20 protein-coding genes are annotated in these 15,199 nt (G+C 27.8%); 10 read left to right on the top strand and 10 right to left on the bottom strand.

Annotation, left to right across the window (positions count from 1 at the left end; translation table 11 throughout):
* Positions 1-48: 48 nt before the first annotated feature.
* A complete protein-coding gene (locus tag QML81_RS06615; protein WP_281950633.1) occupies positions 49-519 on the bottom strand; it encodes an RNA pyrophosphohydrolase in 471 nt (156 codons plus the stop codon).
* 100 nt (positions 520-619) lie between these two features.
* On the opposite strand from QML81_RS06615, the gene hemW reads away from it, so the two are divergent.
* Complete coding sequence (hemW, locus tag QML81_RS06610; protein ID WP_281950632.1) at positions 620-1,651, top strand: radical SAM family heme chaperone HemW; 1,032 nt, start codon at positions 620-622, stop codon at positions 1,649-1,651.
* A gap of 2 nt (positions 1,652-1,653) precedes the next feature.
* On the opposite strand, the gene QML81_RS06605 is transcribed toward hemW, so the two are convergent.
* Positions 1,654-2,403 carry an Lcl C-terminal domain-containing protein gene (locus QML81_RS06605; RefSeq protein WP_281950631.1) on the bottom strand — a complete coding sequence of 250 codons (750 nt, stop codon included), beginning with the start codon at positions 2,401-2,403 and terminating at the stop codon, positions 1,654-1,656.
* A gap of 95 nt (positions 2,404-2,498) precedes the next feature.
* Here QML81_RS06605 and tatB point away from each other — a divergent pair, with 95 nt between their 5' ends.
* From tatB to xth, 6 genes are read left to right on the top strand one after another with little or no spacing between them, the layout of a single operon-like run.
* Positions 2,499-2,876 carry a Sec-independent protein translocase protein TatB gene (gene tatB, locus QML81_RS06600; RefSeq protein WP_281950630.1) on the top strand — a complete coding sequence of 126 codons (378 nt, stop codon included), beginning with the start codon at positions 2,499-2,501 and terminating at the stop codon, positions 2,874-2,876.
* The gene (gene tatC / locus QML81_RS06595) at positions 2,869-3,633 is read left to right on the top strand and encodes a twin-arginine translocase subunit TatC (protein ID WP_281950629.1); all 765 of its coding nucleotides are present in this window, start codon (positions 2,869-2,871) and stop codon (positions 3,631-3,633) included. Before tatB ends, tatC begins: the two co-directional genes overlap by 8 nt.
* Positions 3,611-4,648 (top strand): tRNA preQ1(34) S-adenosylmethionine ribosyltransferase-isomerase QueA, encoded by a 1,038-nt coding sequence (gene queA, locus QML81_RS06590; protein WP_281950628.1) that lies wholly within the window; start codon positions 3,611-3,613, stop codon positions 4,646-4,648. Before tatC ends, queA begins: the two co-directional genes overlap by 23 nt.
* A gap of 59 nt (positions 4,649-4,707) precedes the next feature.
* A complete protein-coding gene (locus tag QML81_RS06585) occupies positions 4,708-5,187 on the top strand; it encodes a SixA phosphatase family protein (protein WP_281950627.1) in 480 nt (159 codons plus the stop codon).
* The gene (locus tag QML81_RS06580) at positions 5,187-5,381 is read left to right on the top strand and encodes a hypothetical protein (RefSeq protein ID WP_281950626.1); all 195 of its coding nucleotides are present in this window, start codon (positions 5,187-5,189) and stop codon (positions 5,379-5,381) included. The genes QML81_RS06585 and QML81_RS06580 overlap by 1 nt, the downstream gene beginning before the upstream one ends.
* The gene (gene xth / locus QML81_RS06575; RefSeq protein ID WP_281950625.1) at positions 5,362-6,141 is read left to right on the top strand and encodes an exodeoxyribonuclease III; all 780 of its coding nucleotides are present in this window, start codon (positions 5,362-5,364) and stop codon (positions 6,139-6,141) included. Before QML81_RS06580 ends, xth begins: the two co-directional genes overlap by 20 nt.
* Here xth and QML81_RS06570 read toward each other — a convergent pair.
* Positions 6,136-6,549, bottom strand: a complete 414-nt coding sequence (locus tag QML81_RS06570; protein WP_281950624.1) for a Fur family transcriptional regulator — start codon at positions 6,547-6,549, stop codon at positions 6,136-6,138. The two genes, xth and QML81_RS06570, sit on opposite strands and share 6 nt — an antisense overlap.
* 198 nt (positions 6,550-6,747) lie before the next feature.
* Between QML81_RS06570 and QML81_RS06565 the strand changes: the two genes are divergently transcribed.
* Entirely contained in the window at positions 6,748-7,407 is a 660-nt protein-coding gene (locus tag QML81_RS06565) for a ferritin family protein (protein WP_281950623.1), read from the top strand.
* A gap of 3 nt (positions 7,408-7,410) precedes the next feature.
* Positions 7,411-7,920 carry a ferritin-like domain-containing protein gene (locus QML81_RS06560; RefSeq protein ID WP_281950622.1) on the top strand — a complete coding sequence of 170 codons (510 nt, stop codon included), beginning with the start codon at positions 7,411-7,413 and terminating at the stop codon, positions 7,918-7,920.
* 17 nt (positions 7,921-7,937) lie between these two features.
* Here QML81_RS06560 and QML81_RS06555 read toward each other — a convergent pair whose 3' ends face one another.
* Positions 7,938-9,035, bottom strand: a complete 1,098-nt coding sequence (locus QML81_RS06555; protein ID WP_281950621.1) for a S1C family serine protease — start codon at positions 9,033-9,035, stop codon at positions 7,938-7,940.
* Between the two features lie 122 nt (positions 9,036-9,157).
* Between QML81_RS06555 and QML81_RS06550 the strand changes: the two genes are divergently transcribed.
* Complete coding sequence (locus tag QML81_RS06550; protein ID WP_281950620.1) at positions 9,158-9,295, top strand: hypothetical protein; 138 nt, start codon at positions 9,158-9,160, stop codon at positions 9,293-9,295.
* A 34-nt stretch (positions 9,296-9,329) separates the two neighbouring features.
* Here QML81_RS06550 and QML81_RS06545 read toward each other — a convergent pair whose 3' ends face one another.
* The 6 genes from QML81_RS06545 to QML81_RS06520 all read right to left on the bottom strand — a co-directional run bounded on the left by QML81_RS06545 (position 9,330) and on the right by QML81_RS06520 (position 15,146).
* Positions 9,330-10,442, bottom strand: a complete 1,113-nt coding sequence (locus QML81_RS06545) for a multiheme c-type cytochrome (RefSeq protein WP_281950619.1) — start codon at positions 10,440-10,442, stop codon at positions 9,330-9,332.
* 87 nt (positions 10,443-10,529) lie between these two features.
* On the bottom strand, positions 10,530-10,916 hold the full coding sequence (locus tag QML81_RS06540) for a hypothetical protein (protein ID WP_281950618.1): 387 nt from the start codon (positions 10,914-10,916) through the stop codon (positions 10,530-10,532).
* On the bottom strand, positions 10,904-11,872 hold the full coding sequence (locus QML81_RS06535) for an MBL fold metallo-hydrolase (RefSeq protein WP_281950617.1): 969 nt from the start codon (positions 11,870-11,872) through the stop codon (positions 10,904-10,906). The genes QML81_RS06540 and QML81_RS06535 overlap by 13 nt, the downstream gene beginning before the upstream one ends.
* A complete protein-coding gene (locus QML81_RS06530; RefSeq protein WP_281950616.1) occupies positions 11,859-12,758 on the bottom strand; it encodes a glucosaminidase domain-containing protein in 900 nt (299 codons plus the stop codon). The genes QML81_RS06535 and QML81_RS06530 overlap by 14 nt, the downstream gene beginning before the upstream one ends.
* Before the next feature lie 2 nt (positions 12,759-12,760).
* Entirely contained in the window at positions 12,761-13,525 is a 765-nt protein-coding gene (locus QML81_RS06525; RefSeq protein WP_281950615.1) for a DNA-processing protein DprA, read from the bottom strand.
* A gap of 283 nt (positions 13,526-13,808) precedes the next feature.
* Entirely contained in the window at positions 13,809-15,146 is a 1,338-nt protein-coding gene (locus QML81_RS06520) for an SLC13 family permease (protein WP_281950614.1), read from the bottom strand.
* Between the last annotated feature and the right edge of the window lie 53 nt (positions 15,147-15,199).

The raw sequence follows: 15,199 nt of genomic DNA, 5'->3' as shown, positions 1-15,199 counted from the left end.
AGTTTTAAGTCTAAAGTTTTTGAAAACTTCAAACTTAAAATTTCAAACTTAAATATATCCCTTTTTTTTAAAATAATCTATTACTTTTTTATAAATTGGTCTTTTAAAATAGGTTATATATTTAAAAAGGTCTTTATATGGAACAAATTTAAACTCTTTAAATTCAGGATGCTTTGTATCAAGATCTATTTTTGCTTTTGGTTTTAAACGAACTAAAAAATATTTCTGTTTTTGACCATCATATGGATACATCTTTTTTGCAATAACTTTTGGAAAATCATAACTTATCCATTCTGGATATTCAGCGATAATTTCTACCTCATCTGTTCCTATTTCTTCTTTTAACTCTCTCAAAAGAGCCTCTTTCGGACTCTCGCCTTCATCAATTCCACCTTGAGGAAACTGCCATGCATTTGCAACATCATTTCTTAGCGCTATCATAAACTCTACTTTTTCTGGATATTTTGAAGAGAGCACAATTGCTGCAACGTTTGGTCTATAGCGTTTATTTTGTTCCATATCACCTCTTTAATAACTCTTGCTCAATATAAAAAACTTTGATATATTATCTTACAACTAATTAAAAACTAATTAGAATTAGCCACTAAAAAGGAGAAAATTGCTCTTATATATTCATATCCCATTTTGTGATAGCAAATGCCACTATTGCAGTTTTAACTCATTTACAAAAAATCACCATTTAAAAAAAGATTATATGGATGCTCTTTTAAAACAGATAGATTTTGAATTTAAAAGATTTAATGTTAAAAAAAATAGTATTGAGTCTGTCTTTATAGGAGGAGGAACTCCATCAACTATAAATCCTTCACTATATGAAAAACTTTTTTTAAAAATAGCTCCTTTTTTGAAAAAAAATATTGAAATAACAATCGAAGCAAATCCAAATAGTGCAAAAAAAGAGTGGTTGGCTGGGATTAAAGATTTGGGAGTAAATCGTATAAGTTTTGGAGTGCAAAGCTTTAATGATGATAAATTAAAATTTTTAGGAAGAGCACACAATTCACAAGAAGCAATAAAAGCAGTAGAAGATGCTTTTGAAATTGGAATAGAAAATATTAGTATTGATATAATCTATGATACAAAGATAGATACCAAATCCCTTTTAAAAAAAGATTTAGATTTGGCACAAAAACTTCCAATTAACCATATTTCAGCTTATTCTTTGACAATTGAAGAAAATACTTTTTTTGAAAATAAAGATGTAAAAAAAGATGATGAAAATATTGGTTATTTCATAAAAGATAACATAAAATTCCCTCAGTATGAGGTTTCAAATTTTGGAAATTTTCAGTCATATCACAATAAAGGATATTGGCAATTAAAAGATTATATAGGTATTGGTTGTGGGGCAGTTGGATTCTTAAAAAATGAAAGATTTTATCCCAATAAAGATCTATATTCTTATATAAAAAATCCTATTTATCATACCAAAGAGAAACTAAACGAAAATGATTTAAGAATAGAAAAGATTTTTTTAGGCCTAAGAAGCATCATTGGAGTAGAAAAAGAGCTTCTTGATGAGAAAAAAATAAAAATTTTAATAGAAGAAAATAAAATATATGAAAAAAATAACAAAATTTATAACAAAAACTTTTTTTTAGCTGATGAAATTGCACTTTTTTTAATATAGTCTTATTCCATATCACTTACACAGCGAAAGTAGTAGCGCTCATTTTTTGGGCCAGTTGCTACGCTACCTACAGCAAACCCGACAAGATAAATTTCATTTTCGCCAAATTCATCATCACTTAAATAGTATTTATGATGCATATGGCCAAATATTTTTTTATTTACAGAAGGTTTTACATAATTATAATTCACAATAGAATAGAGCTCTTCAATAGTTGGCAGTCTCCATTCTCTATCAAGCAATTTTAAATCTTCACAATATTTTTGTGCATCTTTATAATTTAATTTTAATTTATCTCTATTTTTATCATATTTTTCCCATAAAATCATATTTTTCTTATCTATTACAAATCCATCATCTCTTTTTTGAAAATTTTGGTCTAATTGATGAATCTTTTTTTGATTGGTACAGATGACATAAGCTTTTGTTTCTTTCGGAGTTGGAGTGATATCCCCATCTTGAAGATAAAAAGCATAAGCTGGAATATCTTTATTTAAAACAAAAATTTCACTCTCATGTCTTATATTTTTCTCTACTCTTGCTTCACCTAATGTATTTCCACTCCAATAAAGTTTATTTTTGCCATATTTTTCATCCCCTTTTAATTCAAACAGTTCCCATATTTCCATTATTCTATAATTTTTTCCAAGTTTTTTACACATCTTTATAGCTTCAAAATAGTTATACTTTTTTGGCAATTCAATATTTTGCGCAAAAATAAGAATCGGAAATAAAATTATGAAAAATCGCATAAAAAATCCCTAATTAATTTTTGTTATATTATACTTTATGCTTTTGTAATCTCTTTTTATGTAAAATTTGCAAAAATCCTTATAAGGAAATATTTATGTTTGGTATGGGATTTACAGAAATTTTAATGATTGCTATTGTTGCTATTATATTTTTGGGGCCAGAAAAGCTTCCAAAATTTTTAGTAGATGTTGCAAAATTTTTCAAAAGTGTAAAAAGAGCAGTTAATGATGCCAAAAACTCTTTGGAAGAAGAGATTAAGATTAGCGAATTAAAAGAAGAGGCATTAGAATATAAAAAGAAATTAGGATCAGTTTCTAAAGAGGTAGAATCAATTACCCATTTAAGTGATTTAGAAGATGAGATACAAGAGGTTAAAGAGATAGAAAAAGAGATTAAAAAAGAGCCAAAAAGAGAAGTTGTAAAATTTAAGAAAAAAAATATTGATGAAGATAAGGATAAAGTAGATGTTTGAAGAGTTAAAACCGCATTTAGCCGAACTTAGAAAAAGACTTTTAATCTCAATAGCTACTGTTTTTGTTATGTTTATAATATGCTTTGGCTTTTGGGAGCATATTCTTGATTGGATGATTCTTCCTTTAAAAGAGGCTCTACCTGAGGGAAGCAATGTAATCTTTACAAAAGTTGGTGAAGCATTTTTTACTGCGCTAAAAGTTTCATTTTTTGCTTCAATAATTTTATCGCTGCCTGTTATTTTTTGGCAGCTTTGGCTATTTATAGCTCCAGGCCTATATGAGCATGAAAAAAAGATGGTTTTACCTTTTGTTATCTCAGCTACAGTTATGTTTGTATCTGGAGCACTTTTTGCCTACTATATTGTTTTTCCTTTTGGATTTAGCTATTTGATAAATTTTGGCTCTCAACTTTTCACTGCTCTGCCTAGTATTGGTGAGTATGTTGGATTTTTTACAAAACTTATGTTTGGATTTGGACTCTCTTTTGAACTTCCTGTTATAACATTTTTTCTTGCTATGCTTGGACTTGTAACTGATGAGACATTGAAAAGTTTTTTTAAATACGCAATCATAATAATCTTTGCAGTAGCTGCACTTTTAACTCCTCCAGATGTTTTAAGTCAGCTTCTTATGGCTGGACCTCTTGTTATTTTATATGGAGTATCTATCATAATTGCAAAAATAATAAATCCAGCTAAAAAAGAGGAGCAAGAGATAGAAGAATCTAAAGAAAATGAAGAAGATGAAGAGTCTTGATCCATTAAAGGTAGATAGTTATGATTACTATCTACCACCTGAACTTATTGCAAAAGAGCCAGTAAATCCTCCAGATTTAGCAAAGCTTTTAGTCTATGATAGAAAAAGCAAAAAAATCACTCATGCAATTTTTAAAGATCTGCCAAATTTTTTACCAAAAGATGTTCATCTAATTTTCAATAACACAAAAGTTATAAAAGCAAGAATATTTGGTAAAAAAAGCAGTGGCGGAAAAGTTGAACTTCTTTTAAATAAACCTTTAGATAAAAATAGATATCTGGTTTTTATAAAAGGAAAGGTAAAAGAGGGAACAATTTTAATATTTGATGAGAATTTAGAAGCAAAAGTTATAAAGCTTTGTGAAGATGGCAGTAGAATTGTTAAGTTTTTTAAAGATAAAAAACCGATAGATTTTGAAGAGCTTTTACATATTCTTGAAAAAATCGGTCATGTTCCTTTACCGCCTTATATTAATAGAGAAGATAAGAAAGAGGATGAAAAAAACTATCAGCCAATTTTTGCAAAAACTCCCGGCGCTGTAGCAGCTCCAACAGCATCTTTGCATTTTACAAAAGAGTTGCTTGAAAAAATCAAAAAAGAGCATGATATTAAATTTATAACACTGCATGTTGGAGCTGGAACATTTAAACCAGTTGAGAGTGAATATATAACTGAGCATAAAATGCATAGCGAATATTATGAAATTCCAAAAGATACGCAAAAACTTATTGATTCAGATGAAAAGATTTTAGCTGTTGGAACAACCGTAGCAAGAACAGTAGAATATTATGCAAGAACTCATAAACCTTTTGGAGAGTGTGATCTATTTTTAAATCCTTTAAATCCCCCAATCAGAGTAAATCATCTACTTACAAATTTTCATCTTCCAAAATCAACTCTAATAATGCTTGTTGCTTCTTTTATAGGAATTGAAAAAACTTTAGAACTTTATAAAATAGCTATTGATAAAAAATATAGATTTTATAGCTATGGCGATGCTATGCTTATTTTGTAATTTTAAATAAGTTGCATTATAATTGAGCAAAGAGTATTAAAGTTTCAAAAGGATATATTATGAAACTTCTTTTTATTAGACATGCAAAAGCATTAAAAAGAGATGAGTGGAGTGATGATGATCTATTGAGACCTCTAAGTGAAAAAGGCATAAAAGTTAGCAAAGAGTTTTTTAGTAAACTTCCTAAAATTTTTGATATAGATATTATAATATCCTCAAAAGCAAAAAGAGCCTATGAAACAGCTGAAATTTTAAGTCAATATTATCCAAACTCAATCTTTACTACATCAAAACTGTTAAATCCCGGAGCATCCTATATAGATATAAATATTTTGTTACAAGAATATATTGATTATGAAAATATTGCTCTTGTTGGGCATGAACCAGATATCTCACAAATTGTATCAAATATCCTTGGTTGCAAATATATAAATATTGATGTAAAAAAATCTTCTGTTATTGAACTATCTGGAGAAAATCTCGATGAAATGGTCTTAAAATCTTTTATATACCCAAAACTTTTAAAGGACTTAAAATAATGGAATTAAAAGAGGGTGATTTAAGTAAAATTTTAATATTTGTTTTTATTTTAATTGTGGGACTTATGGGAACATATTTAGAATTTAGGAAACCTTCAAAAAAAGAAGAGGATAAAAATTATAAAAAAGAGGATTTAAATAAAACAATATTAGAGAGCTTAAAAAAGGAAGAAAATGACAATAGCAACATTTAATGTCAACTCAATTAGAGCAAGAAAAGATCTTATTATAAGATGGTTAACTGAAAAAGTAGATATAGATGTTTTATGTTTTCAAGAGATTAAATGTGAAGAGAAAAATTTTCCTTTCAAAGATTTTAATGATATAGGATATGAATGTGAAGTTTATGGACAAAAAGCATATAATGGAGTTGCAATCTGTTCAAAACTTGGTTTTGAAAATATTCAAAAAGGCTTTAATAATGAAAAGTTTGACCAAGAAAAAAGATTTATAAGAGCAAAAATAAGTGGTATAGATATTATGAATGTGTATGCACCTCATGGAGATATTGAAGGACCAAAACATACATATAAACTTGAATTTTACAAATTTTTAAAAGATTATATAAAAAATAGTTTTGATCTTGAAAATGATCTTTTCTGTGTAGTTGGCGATATGAATATTGCAAGGGAAGATATTGATGTGTGGGAGCCAGAAATATTAAGAGGAACTATTGGTTTTATGGATGATGAAAGAGAAGCTTTTGAAGATTTTTTATCTATAGGTTTAATAGATCTTTATAGAAAATTTCATCCAGAAAGTCATGGATTTACATGGTGGGATTATATGAGTGGTGCTGTTTGGAGAGATGAGGGAATGAGAATAGATTATATTTTATCCTCAAAGCAGTTATCAGCAAAGTGTGAATCAATAGATGTTGATATGTGGACAAGAAGGAGAAGAAAACCTACTCCAAGTGACCATGCCCCTGTAGTGGCAAAATTTAATCTATAGCTCTTTCTTGCTACACTCCTCACATATACCTTTTATAACTATATCTATATCATTTATTACTATATTTTTATCAATATTGTTTTTTAAACATTCATCATCAATATATAAATCTTCAACTTTTGAACATTTTTCACATATAAAATGAGCATGGGAATCTTTTGTTATTTCATATCTATTTTTACTGTTTGGAAGTTTAACTTCACTTAATAGTCCCTTTTCAACCATTGCATTAATATTTTTATAAATTGTCGCTGTTGAAACTGAAGGAATGATTTTTTTGATTTTCTCTTCAAGTTCCTCGATACTTAAATGTCCATTTTTTTCTAACTCATTTAAAAATATAACCCTTTGCGGAGTAGCTTTAAGATCATATTTTTTAAGAAGCTCTTGATAATTTAACCCTTTCATTGATTTCCCCCTATAAAATAATATTTATTTATGCTTATACACTAATTTTATTTTTTTGTCAAATAATAATAATTCTCTTACATATTTTATTTTAATTGATAATTTTTTTCTTTATTTAATTTTTTTCTAAGGATATTAATGCAATAATTTCTCAAAGGAAAAAATTTTTCCTTTAATATTATTATGAAAGGTAAAAAAATGAGAGAGTATGAAACATACAGATGCAATAAATGTGGAAATGAAGTTGAAGTGCAAAAAGTTGGAGGTGGAACTCTTGTTTGTTGTGGGGAAGAGATGGAGTGTATTACAGAAAATCTTACAGCTGTAAATTTAATGAAAGCTTTTGCAGGTGAATCTATGGCAAGAAACAAATATGAGTTTTTTGCTCAAATCGCATTTGAAGAGGGTTATCACAGAATTGCAAGATTTTTTCAAGAAGCAGCGGATAATGAGAAATATCATGCAATGGCTGAATTTAAAGCCTATAACAAACTTGTTAATAATGTTGAACTTGATACTACAAGAAAAAATCTTGAATATGCAGCCGAGGGTGAAAAATATGAACATGAGATTATGTATCCTAACTTTGCTAAAATAGCAAAAGAGGAAGGGTTAAATGAGATTGCCAGAATGCTTAAAGCTATAGGAAAAGTAGAAGTTGAACATGAAAAAGAGTATAGAGAGTTAATAGAAGCTTTGGAAGCTGAAGGATTTTTTAATAGTGAAGAGGAAGAAGAGTGGGTATGCGAAGTGTGCGGTCATGTGCATAGAGGAAAAAAACCACCTAAAAACTGCCCACTTTGTAAAGCTGATAGTGAATATTTTAAGAAAAAATGTGAAGACGTAACGAAAGGATAAAAAATGGCAAGAAAAGGGATAAGTATATTAAAAGGTATTGAGGCAGATGAGGTTATAGCTTTATTAAATAAAGCGTATGCTGATGAGTGGCTTGCATATTATCAATATTTTATTGAAGCAAAAGTTGTAAAAGGAATTATGAAAGATGGCGTAGTAGCTGAGCTAAATCAACATGCGGCAGATGAACTAAGACATGCAACAATGGTAGCTGATCGTATTTTACAGCTTGGAGGCGAGCCACTGATTCATCCAAAAGATTGGTTTACATATGCAAATTGTGCCTATGAAGCGCCAACAAATCCAGATGTTTTAAAAGTTTTAGAACAAGCTATTAAGGGAGAACAGTGTGCTATAGATGTTTATAGCAAAATTGCTGAAATCACACAAGGAAAAGATATAGTTACATATGATATTGTAAGCCAAATTTTGGCTGATGAGGTGGAGCATGAAGAGGATCTTCAAGCACTATATGAAGATATTCAAGAATTTATAGATCAATTTAAACTAAAATAGAGAGATTTTATATCTCTCTATTTTAAAATAACGGATATTTTTAAAACTTTTTCCCCTCTTTTTACTGTTAAGATAATTGTATCTCCTATATTTTTTTCTTCTAAAATCTCATCTAAATCTTTTAAAGAGGCAACCTTTTTACCATCAGCTTCTATGATAATGTCTCCAAAAATGATTCTACCATCTGGATATATTTTTGCTGGGATTAAACCTGCTTCATAAGCACTACTTCCTGGTTTTATACCAAGTATTGCAACGCCTTCTATATTAAATCTCTTTTTTAAAAGTCTATTGATTCTATCATCACTCTCTATTCCAATATCTGCCCTTTTATATCTTCCATAGGCTATTAACTGAGATACAACTTTATTTACTAAATCTATCGGTATAGCAAAGCCTATGCCAGCATATGCTCCACTTGGACTATAAATTGCAGTATTTACTCCAATCACTCTTCCTGCACTATCAAGAAGAGGTCCTCCAGAATTGCCAGGATTGATGGCAGCATCTGTTTGAATTGCATGCTTTATTTTTGCACCATTTTCTTCATCAATAACTCTATCAAGAGCAGATATGATTCCACTTGTCATTGTCCAATCAAGACCAAAAGGATTTCCAATAGCATATACAAGTTGCCCTACTTTTAAATCTTTAGAAGTACCTATAATTATAGGTTTCATAACGCCTGGGACAGGATTTATTTTCAAAACAGCTAAATCATGAGATGGATCGGCTCCAATTAGAATAGCCTTGTAATCTTGTCCATTGCTAAGCCTAACTCTTGCCTCACTTGCCCCTTCAATTACATGAAAATTTGTTACAATATGACCAAATTTATCCCAAACAAAGCCGCTACCTGTTCCTTTTGGGATATTAAAAACACTTAAACTCCAAAGATCTACAACTTGCTCTAATGTAGAAATATAAACAACACTATCTTTGCTTTTTTCAAAAATCTCTATATTTGTTTTTTCAATTGGGCTTAATTCACCTCTTGGCGTAACTGGTTTAGGCTGAGCACTTATAGCTATCTCTAAAAAAGGAATTAGCCTCCAAGCAATCATAAGTAAAAGTATTGCCAAAGTGTATGTAAAAACTTTTTTGTAAAAACTCATTTACTTCCTTTAAAATTTTTTAAATTTTACTAAAATATAGATTAAAAATTTAAATAGGATAAAATAAGTCTTATTTAAGTAAAAATGAGTATAATTCTCATATTCAAAAAAAAGGAGTAAAAATGAAAAAGTTAACTTTAGCTTTATTGGCATTTGCAGCAATAAGTTACGCAAGCGAATATGTAAATCCATACTGGTTTGAAGATGGTGAAAAAGAGACAATTAAACCAGAATATATAAAAGCTGATTCAAATAGCTAATTAAAAGCAGCCCTAAACTGGGGCTGTAATGTTTTTATAATTCTATTATTTTTAATATCTTAAATTTTGAAAATCTATTCAGTCTTAGTTTTTTTGCTATTTTTGGATTGACTACATAAAATCCTAACTCTATTTTTATTTTCCTGTTTTTTGAATCTATTAAAAAATTTATATCTTTTGTCTTATTTGCTTTAATAGTATTATCTTTCAAAACTTCGTTAGCTTCCCATATTGCGGCTTTTTTACCATCTTTTCCAAACTGTTTAAAAAATCTTTCTTCTAAAATTTTTACTAATTTTTCTTTTTCATATATATAAACTTTTAAAGCCAATACTCTCAAAGGATGCAACAAAAGATTATGTGATGTTTTATTTTTAACTCTTATAATAAGAGGAGACCTATTTACTACTTTAACTTCTATATATTTTTTTAAATATTCTGGATTATTAAAAATTCCTGCAAAACCATGATATCTATGAGTTTTTGTATCTTTATGGTTTACAAAACTTCCTAAAATTTTTGGCATATGACAATCTATACAGTTTTTTTTGCTTTTATTATCATAATCAGTTTTACATACTTCTAAACCATGAGAATTTTGTTTATGTGAATGGCAACCCATACAAACCTTACCATTTTTATAAATCTCATTTTTTCCATCTATAATATGGAAAGGTGAGCCTTCTATTGTATTAAAAATGCCGCTTTTTATTTTATATTTTTTTACTCCTTTAATATTTTCATCATACGCATAAAAATATTTACCTTTTTCATTTATTATATTTTTATTCATTTTTGCATGTTTTTCAATATTTTTTATTCTATGGCAATAGGCACATGAAATTGCCTCTTTTTGACCTATACTTTTTATATCTGGAAGAGCTTTTTTATGTAAGGCAATATTTTTTAAAAGAGTCTTATCGGTAGGAGAATGGCATTTTGCACATTTATAAGAGTTTTTTTTATATAAAGGATGTTTTATAAAAACTTTTTTATGTATTTCATCTCTAAATATTGTTGATTTAAAATGCATAGAGTTTTTATACTCTTTATAAATTACAGGATGGCAACCTTTACATACTTTGCTAGGTGTAAAATCTTGAGAATATAAAAATAGAGCAATCAATAAAATCAAAAATTTTTTCATATTAAAGCCTATTTTTTTAAGGGATAATATCTAAAAAAATTAAACTAAAATTTGATTATAATCAAGATTGATAATAAATAGAAACATTTACTTAAATCTTTTTAAAAAATTAAGATAAAATTTTTCCTCTTTTTCATAAATTTTTAGTAAATTCAACTCCCCATTTACATCGATAATAGCAAAATAGTTATCCTTATCTTTAAATATTTTTAATATTTTGAAATCTCTTTTTTTCAATTCTTCTAAATCACCACTAAAAGAATCAAAGTTTTTATTTAAAAACTCTTTTATTATATCTTTTTTGGTTGAATTATATTTTTTATAATCACTATCATCTATCAATATATATATCTTTTTTCTTCCATTTTCGATTATCTCTTCACTTTTTAATTTTTTAGTAACAATAAGTTTTATGACCTCTGCTCTACTTAATCTATTCATTTTTGCATATTTTCCAAGAGCTATTTTTTCCATATTTCCTCCAAATAAAAAATTTCTCCTGGATTTAATACTTTAATTTTTTCATCTTTAGCTATTTTTTTCAAAACTTCAATTGGTTCACATAATGGCTCATCTGATAGTTTAAAAGTCCCATAATGCACAGGAATAAATAGTTTAGCATTTAAATCCTTAAAAGCCAAAAGCGCCTCTTTTGGATTTAAATGGCTAGGTCTCATAATAAAAGATGGCTTATACGCTCCAATTGGCAAAATAGCAATATCAATATTAAAATTTTCTCCAATATCTTTAAAATGGGTATTGTAACCACTATCTCCTGCAAAGTAAATTGTAATTTTTCCAGTATCTATTAAAAAACTTCCCCAAAGTGATCGATTTTTATCAAATAGCCCTCTTCTACGCCAGTGATAAGAAGGAAGAAAAACAATTTTAAAATTTTCAAAATTAACAGATTCAAACCATAAAAGATCTACTTTTTTTACTTTATCTGGCAATATATTTAAAAATTTTGGTAATACAAATAAAGGATTAAATTTTATAAAGAGATTTTTAAGTGATCTTTTATCACAATGATCATAATGTGAATGTGAAACTAAAACAATATCTATATTTTTAAAATCATCATATCGATATGGAGATTTTACATACCTTTTATAACCGATAAAATCTTCAAATACTGGATCAATTAAGATATCTTTTTTATTAACTTTAATATAAATAGTTGAATGTGTGAGCCAAACTATTTTATCTTTTTCATCATTTAACGATTTTAAATTTTTGTCTATTTCAAGACAACTTTTTTGTGAAGAAAAATCAAATAAATCAAAACTTTTGATTTTCCATTTTAATATATTTAAAAATGTTAAATGTTTGGAACTGTCCATATTTGAAAAAAATCTGCCATTTATATATATTAATTTATATTTATCACTATTTTTAAAATCTATTTTTTTGATACTATAAAGTAACATTTTCACAATATTTTAAAAATATATATGGCTTTGCTTGAAGTTTTTTATTTTCAAGATTTAAAAGACTGTTTGAAATAATCACTTTTTTTAAATCTTTTACATATTTCTCTCTTCTTTCAGAATACATCTTTAAATAATCTATCAATTTTAATCCATCTATTTTTTTATTGTCATTTTTTAACTGATATCTTTTCTCTCTAAAATCTTTATAAAAAAATAGCCTATTTAAATTAAGCATATACGCTTCAACCGAATCATCAATACTTTCAAATCTTTTTATACTATACTCTCCCAACTCATATCTTACTTTTTTTGGCAAAATCCCATTTTTTGAAAAAATCCACTGTCCAAAAAATGCATTTCCCTCTTTTATAAATCTTGAATCACCCCATCCACTTTCAATTACAGCCTGAGCTACAGCTATGGAAACAGGAATGGTATCAATTTTTTTATTAAGTTCATTCATTATTGCATAAGATATATTTTGTGGATTTTTACATCTATATTTTTCTGCAAGAAAAACTATATATTTTTTTTCTTCATCACTTATATTTGGAAATTTTTGATATATTGAAAGAAATTTTTCTCTCTCTTTTTTAATTTTTTCATTGGCTCTTAAAACTGCTGGTAAGATAGTTTTTATGAAAATAATCTTTTTTGTTTTTAACTCGATTCCATCTTTTCTTGACCAAATTTTTGAAAAATCTTTAATAAAAATATTAGGAATTTTTTCATTATCCAATCTATAATCAAGCTTATCATAAATTCTTGATAATGATTTTATATCACTAACACAAAAATTTTTTTCTATTATTACTGGCTTAAAAGACTCTTTTTTATACTCACATCCCCAAAAAAGAAAAATAATTATAAATAAAAATCTCAAGCCTAACCTTTATAGATAATTCTCATATTTACTATCTCTATCTCACCCAAGATTTCTGCTTCAAAAATTTTTTCTTTATATTTTTTAACTGCATCTTCATATAATGGAGAGGTCTTTAAATATTCAATAAAATCATCCTTTTTCTCTTCAATATTTTTAAAACTATTTGCAAACTCTTCAATATCATATATTGGCTTGGCAAGAGATTTTTTTAAAAGATAGTTAGTTCCACTGCTTGAATTTAATCTATGAGGCAAAACATATATATTTTTGTTCATTCTTAATGCATACTCAACACTTCTCATAGAACCACTATTCACTTCTGCCTCACATACAATTAAAATCTCTCCTAAAGCTACAACTATCTCATTTCTAATAACAAAACTCCATGGTGTTTGCTTAAATCCATAATCAAATTGACTAAGCACTAGACCATTTTTTTCAATATCTATTATAAGCTCTCTATTTACTGCAGGATATTTTATATCAAGCCCATTTGCCACAACAGCGATGGTATTTTCACTGCCTGCGCCTCTATGAGCTGCTGCATCTATTCCCATAGCAGCTCCGCTTACAACAACATAACCTCTTTTTGCAAACTCTCTTGCAATCTTAAAAGCAAACTCTTTTGAATAGTTTAATGCTTTTCTTGATCCAACAATTGATATTTTTGGCCTTTTTAATAACTCTTTATTTCCAATATAATAAAGCTTTTCAAATTTTAAATCTTTTAACTCTTTTATATCATTCTTATTGATAATATTCAAAGGTTGCCTTTGTTTTGACATTGGACATTAGACATTAGGAATTGGGAATTAGAGCTAAGTATTAAGAGCTAAGTACTAAGTGCACTACTAAACTTACTCATTTAATTTTTAATTCTTAACTCTTAAATCTTAGCTCTTAACTCTATTCCACTATCCCACTTCATGGCTTCCCCACTTCACTTTTTCACTGCTCATCTACTTTCCCGCTATGCCCCTATTCCACTCTCTTACTATCTCACTTTCTAACTCACCCTACTCAACTTACTCAACCACTCACCTTTTCTCAAAAATAGTTATTCCAAAAAACAATTGCTACAATAGATACTATAGCAACACCTATAAAATTTATCAAAAATCCAATTTTTGCCATCTCTTTTATTTTTATGACCCTACTTGACATTATAATTGCATTAGGAGGTGTTGCAATAGGCAACATAAAAGCATAACTTGCAGCAATTGTAGCTATAAAAAGAGTAATTTCAATATTAAATCCACTATTTTTAGCAAATTCATAAAAAATAGGAAGGGCTATTGATGTTAATGCAGTATTACTTGTAATCTCTGTAGAAAATGAAACAAAAAGTGCAATTAAAAATAAAATCACAATAAATGGAAAACTAGCAAAATATGAAAAATATCCAGCTAGTGCTGATGCAAGGCCAGTTTTAATAAATGCTGATGCTATACTAAAACCTGCACCAAAAAGAAAAATTATCTCATAGGGCATATCTTTGAAATCTTCCCATTTTAATATAGAAATATTTGGTAAAAAAAGTATCAGTCCAAAAGCTAAAAGAATAATCTTTTCATTTAACCCTAAACCATTATAAAATGGTTTAATAGGTGCATTTATTATAAGTAAAACAACTAAAGAGATTAAAATTATTGAGAGTTTTTTTTGATCGCTACTCATTGGAGGAAACTTCTCAATAAGTTTTGCTTCAAGCAATTCATCTTTTACACTTTTTGATAAAATATAAGGAACTATATAAAGCATAGAAGCAACAACAGGAAAAGTTAACATCATCCATTCTAAAAATGTTGGAGATGTTAATTTAATATCTTCTAAAAATCCAAGCAGTATTAAATTTGGTGGTGTACCAATTGGTGTAAAAATACCTCCTATACTTGCTCCATAAGCAGTAGCAATTAAAAATCTAACTTTTAACTTTTTATTTTGTGTTAAAAAAAGAGCAATCGGCATCATCATAAGGGTTACAGTTGTATTTGATAAAAATGAACTTAAAACTGCTGAAGTTATAGCCAATGAATATATTATTCCCTTAGGTGTATTTGGAAAAATTGATAACAATTTTTTTGCTAATCTTTCATGTAAAAATGTTTTTTGCATAGCCATAGCAAGTAAAAAACCACCTATAAATAGAAATATTATTGACTTTGAATAGTTAGGAGTAACAGTTTTTATATCAACTATTCCTAATGTTGGAAATAAAATTATTGGAAGTAAAGATACAACACCAAGGGGCAATCCCTCATTTGTCCAAAGTACCACTAAAAAAGCAACTGTACCAATAAGTCTTGCTTGAATTGGATCAAAAATATAAGAACTAAATGCAAAAAAAAGCAAAGATATACCAACAGCAATGGAAAGTTTTTGCATATTATGCCTTTTGTGAATTTAATTGGACATTAGTCATTGGAAATTAGTAAATT

The sequence above is a fragment of the Nitrosophilus kaiyonis genome, from assembly GCF_027943725.1.
In the GTDB taxonomy this organism is placed as follows: domain Bacteria; phylum Campylobacterota; class Campylobacteria; order Campylobacterales; family Nitratiruptoraceae; genus Nitrosophilus_A; species Nitrosophilus_A kaiyonis.
Note: the sequence above shows the minus strand (reverse complement) of the source record. Positions and strands in the feature narration are given on the sequence as shown.

Excerpts from the sequence above, each read along its gene's own strand:
- QML81_RS06565 (WP_281950623.1), top strand. The coding sequence starts at position 6,748 with ATGAGAGAGTATGAAACATACAGATGCAATAAATGTGGAAATGAAGTT.
- QML81_RS06605 (WP_281950631.1), bottom strand. The coding sequence starts at position 2,403 with ATGCGATTTTTCATAATTTTATTTCCGATTCTTATTTTTGCGCAAAAT.
- QML81_RS06550 (WP_281950620.1), top strand. The coding sequence starts at position 9,158 with ATGAAAAAGTTAACTTTAGCTTTATTGGCATTTGCAGCAATAAGTTAC.
- QML81_RS06535 (WP_281950617.1), bottom strand. The coding sequence starts at position 11,872 with ATGTTACTTTATAGTATCAAAAAAATAGATTTTAAAAATAGTGATAAA.
- QML81_RS06570 (WP_281950624.1), bottom strand. The coding sequence starts at position 6,549 with ATGAAAGGGTTAAATTATCAAGAGCTTCTTAAAAAATATGATCTTAAA.
- tatC (WP_281950629.1), top strand. The coding sequence starts at position 2,869 with ATGTTTGAAGAGTTAAAACCGCATTTAGCCGAACTTAGAAAAAGACTT.
- QML81_RS06555 (WP_281950621.1), bottom strand. The coding sequence starts at position 9,035 with ATGAGTTTTTACAAAAAAGTTTTTACATACACTTTGGCAATACTTTTA.
- QML81_RS06545 (WP_281950619.1), bottom strand. The coding sequence starts at position 10,442 with ATGAAAAAATTTTTGATTTTATTGATTGCTCTATTTTTATATTCTCAA.
- QML81_RS06560 (WP_281950622.1), top strand. The coding sequence starts at position 7,411 with ATGGCAAGAAAAGGGATAAGTATATTAAAAGGTATTGAGGCAGATGAG.
- QML81_RS06615 (WP_281950633.1), bottom strand. The coding sequence starts at position 519 with ATGGAACAAAATAAACGCTATAGACCAAACGTTGCAGCAATTGTGCTC.
- tatB (WP_281950630.1), top strand. The coding sequence starts at position 2,499 with ATGTTTGGTATGGGATTTACAGAAATTTTAATGATTGCTATTGTTGCT.
- QML81_RS06520 (WP_281950614.1), bottom strand. The coding sequence starts at position 15,146 with ATGCAAAAACTTTCCATTGCTGTTGGTATATCTTTGCTTTTTTTTGCA.
- QML81_RS06540 (WP_281950618.1), bottom strand. The coding sequence starts at position 10,916 with ATGGAAAAAATAGCTCTTGGAAAATATGCAAAAATGAATAGATTAAGT.
- QML81_RS06585 (WP_281950627.1), top strand. The coding sequence starts at position 4,708 with ATGAAACTTCTTTTTATTAGACATGCAAAAGCATTAAAAAGAGATGAG.
- queA (WP_281950628.1), top strand. The coding sequence starts at position 3,611 with ATGAAGAAGATGAAGAGTCTTGATCCATTAAAGGTAGATAGTTATGAT.
- QML81_RS06580 (WP_281950626.1), top strand. The coding sequence starts at position 5,187 with ATGGAATTAAAAGAGGGTGATTTAAGTAAAATTTTAATATTTGTTTTT.
- xth (WP_281950625.1), top strand. The coding sequence starts at position 5,362 with ATGACAATAGCAACATTTAATGTCAACTCAATTAGAGCAAGAAAAGAT.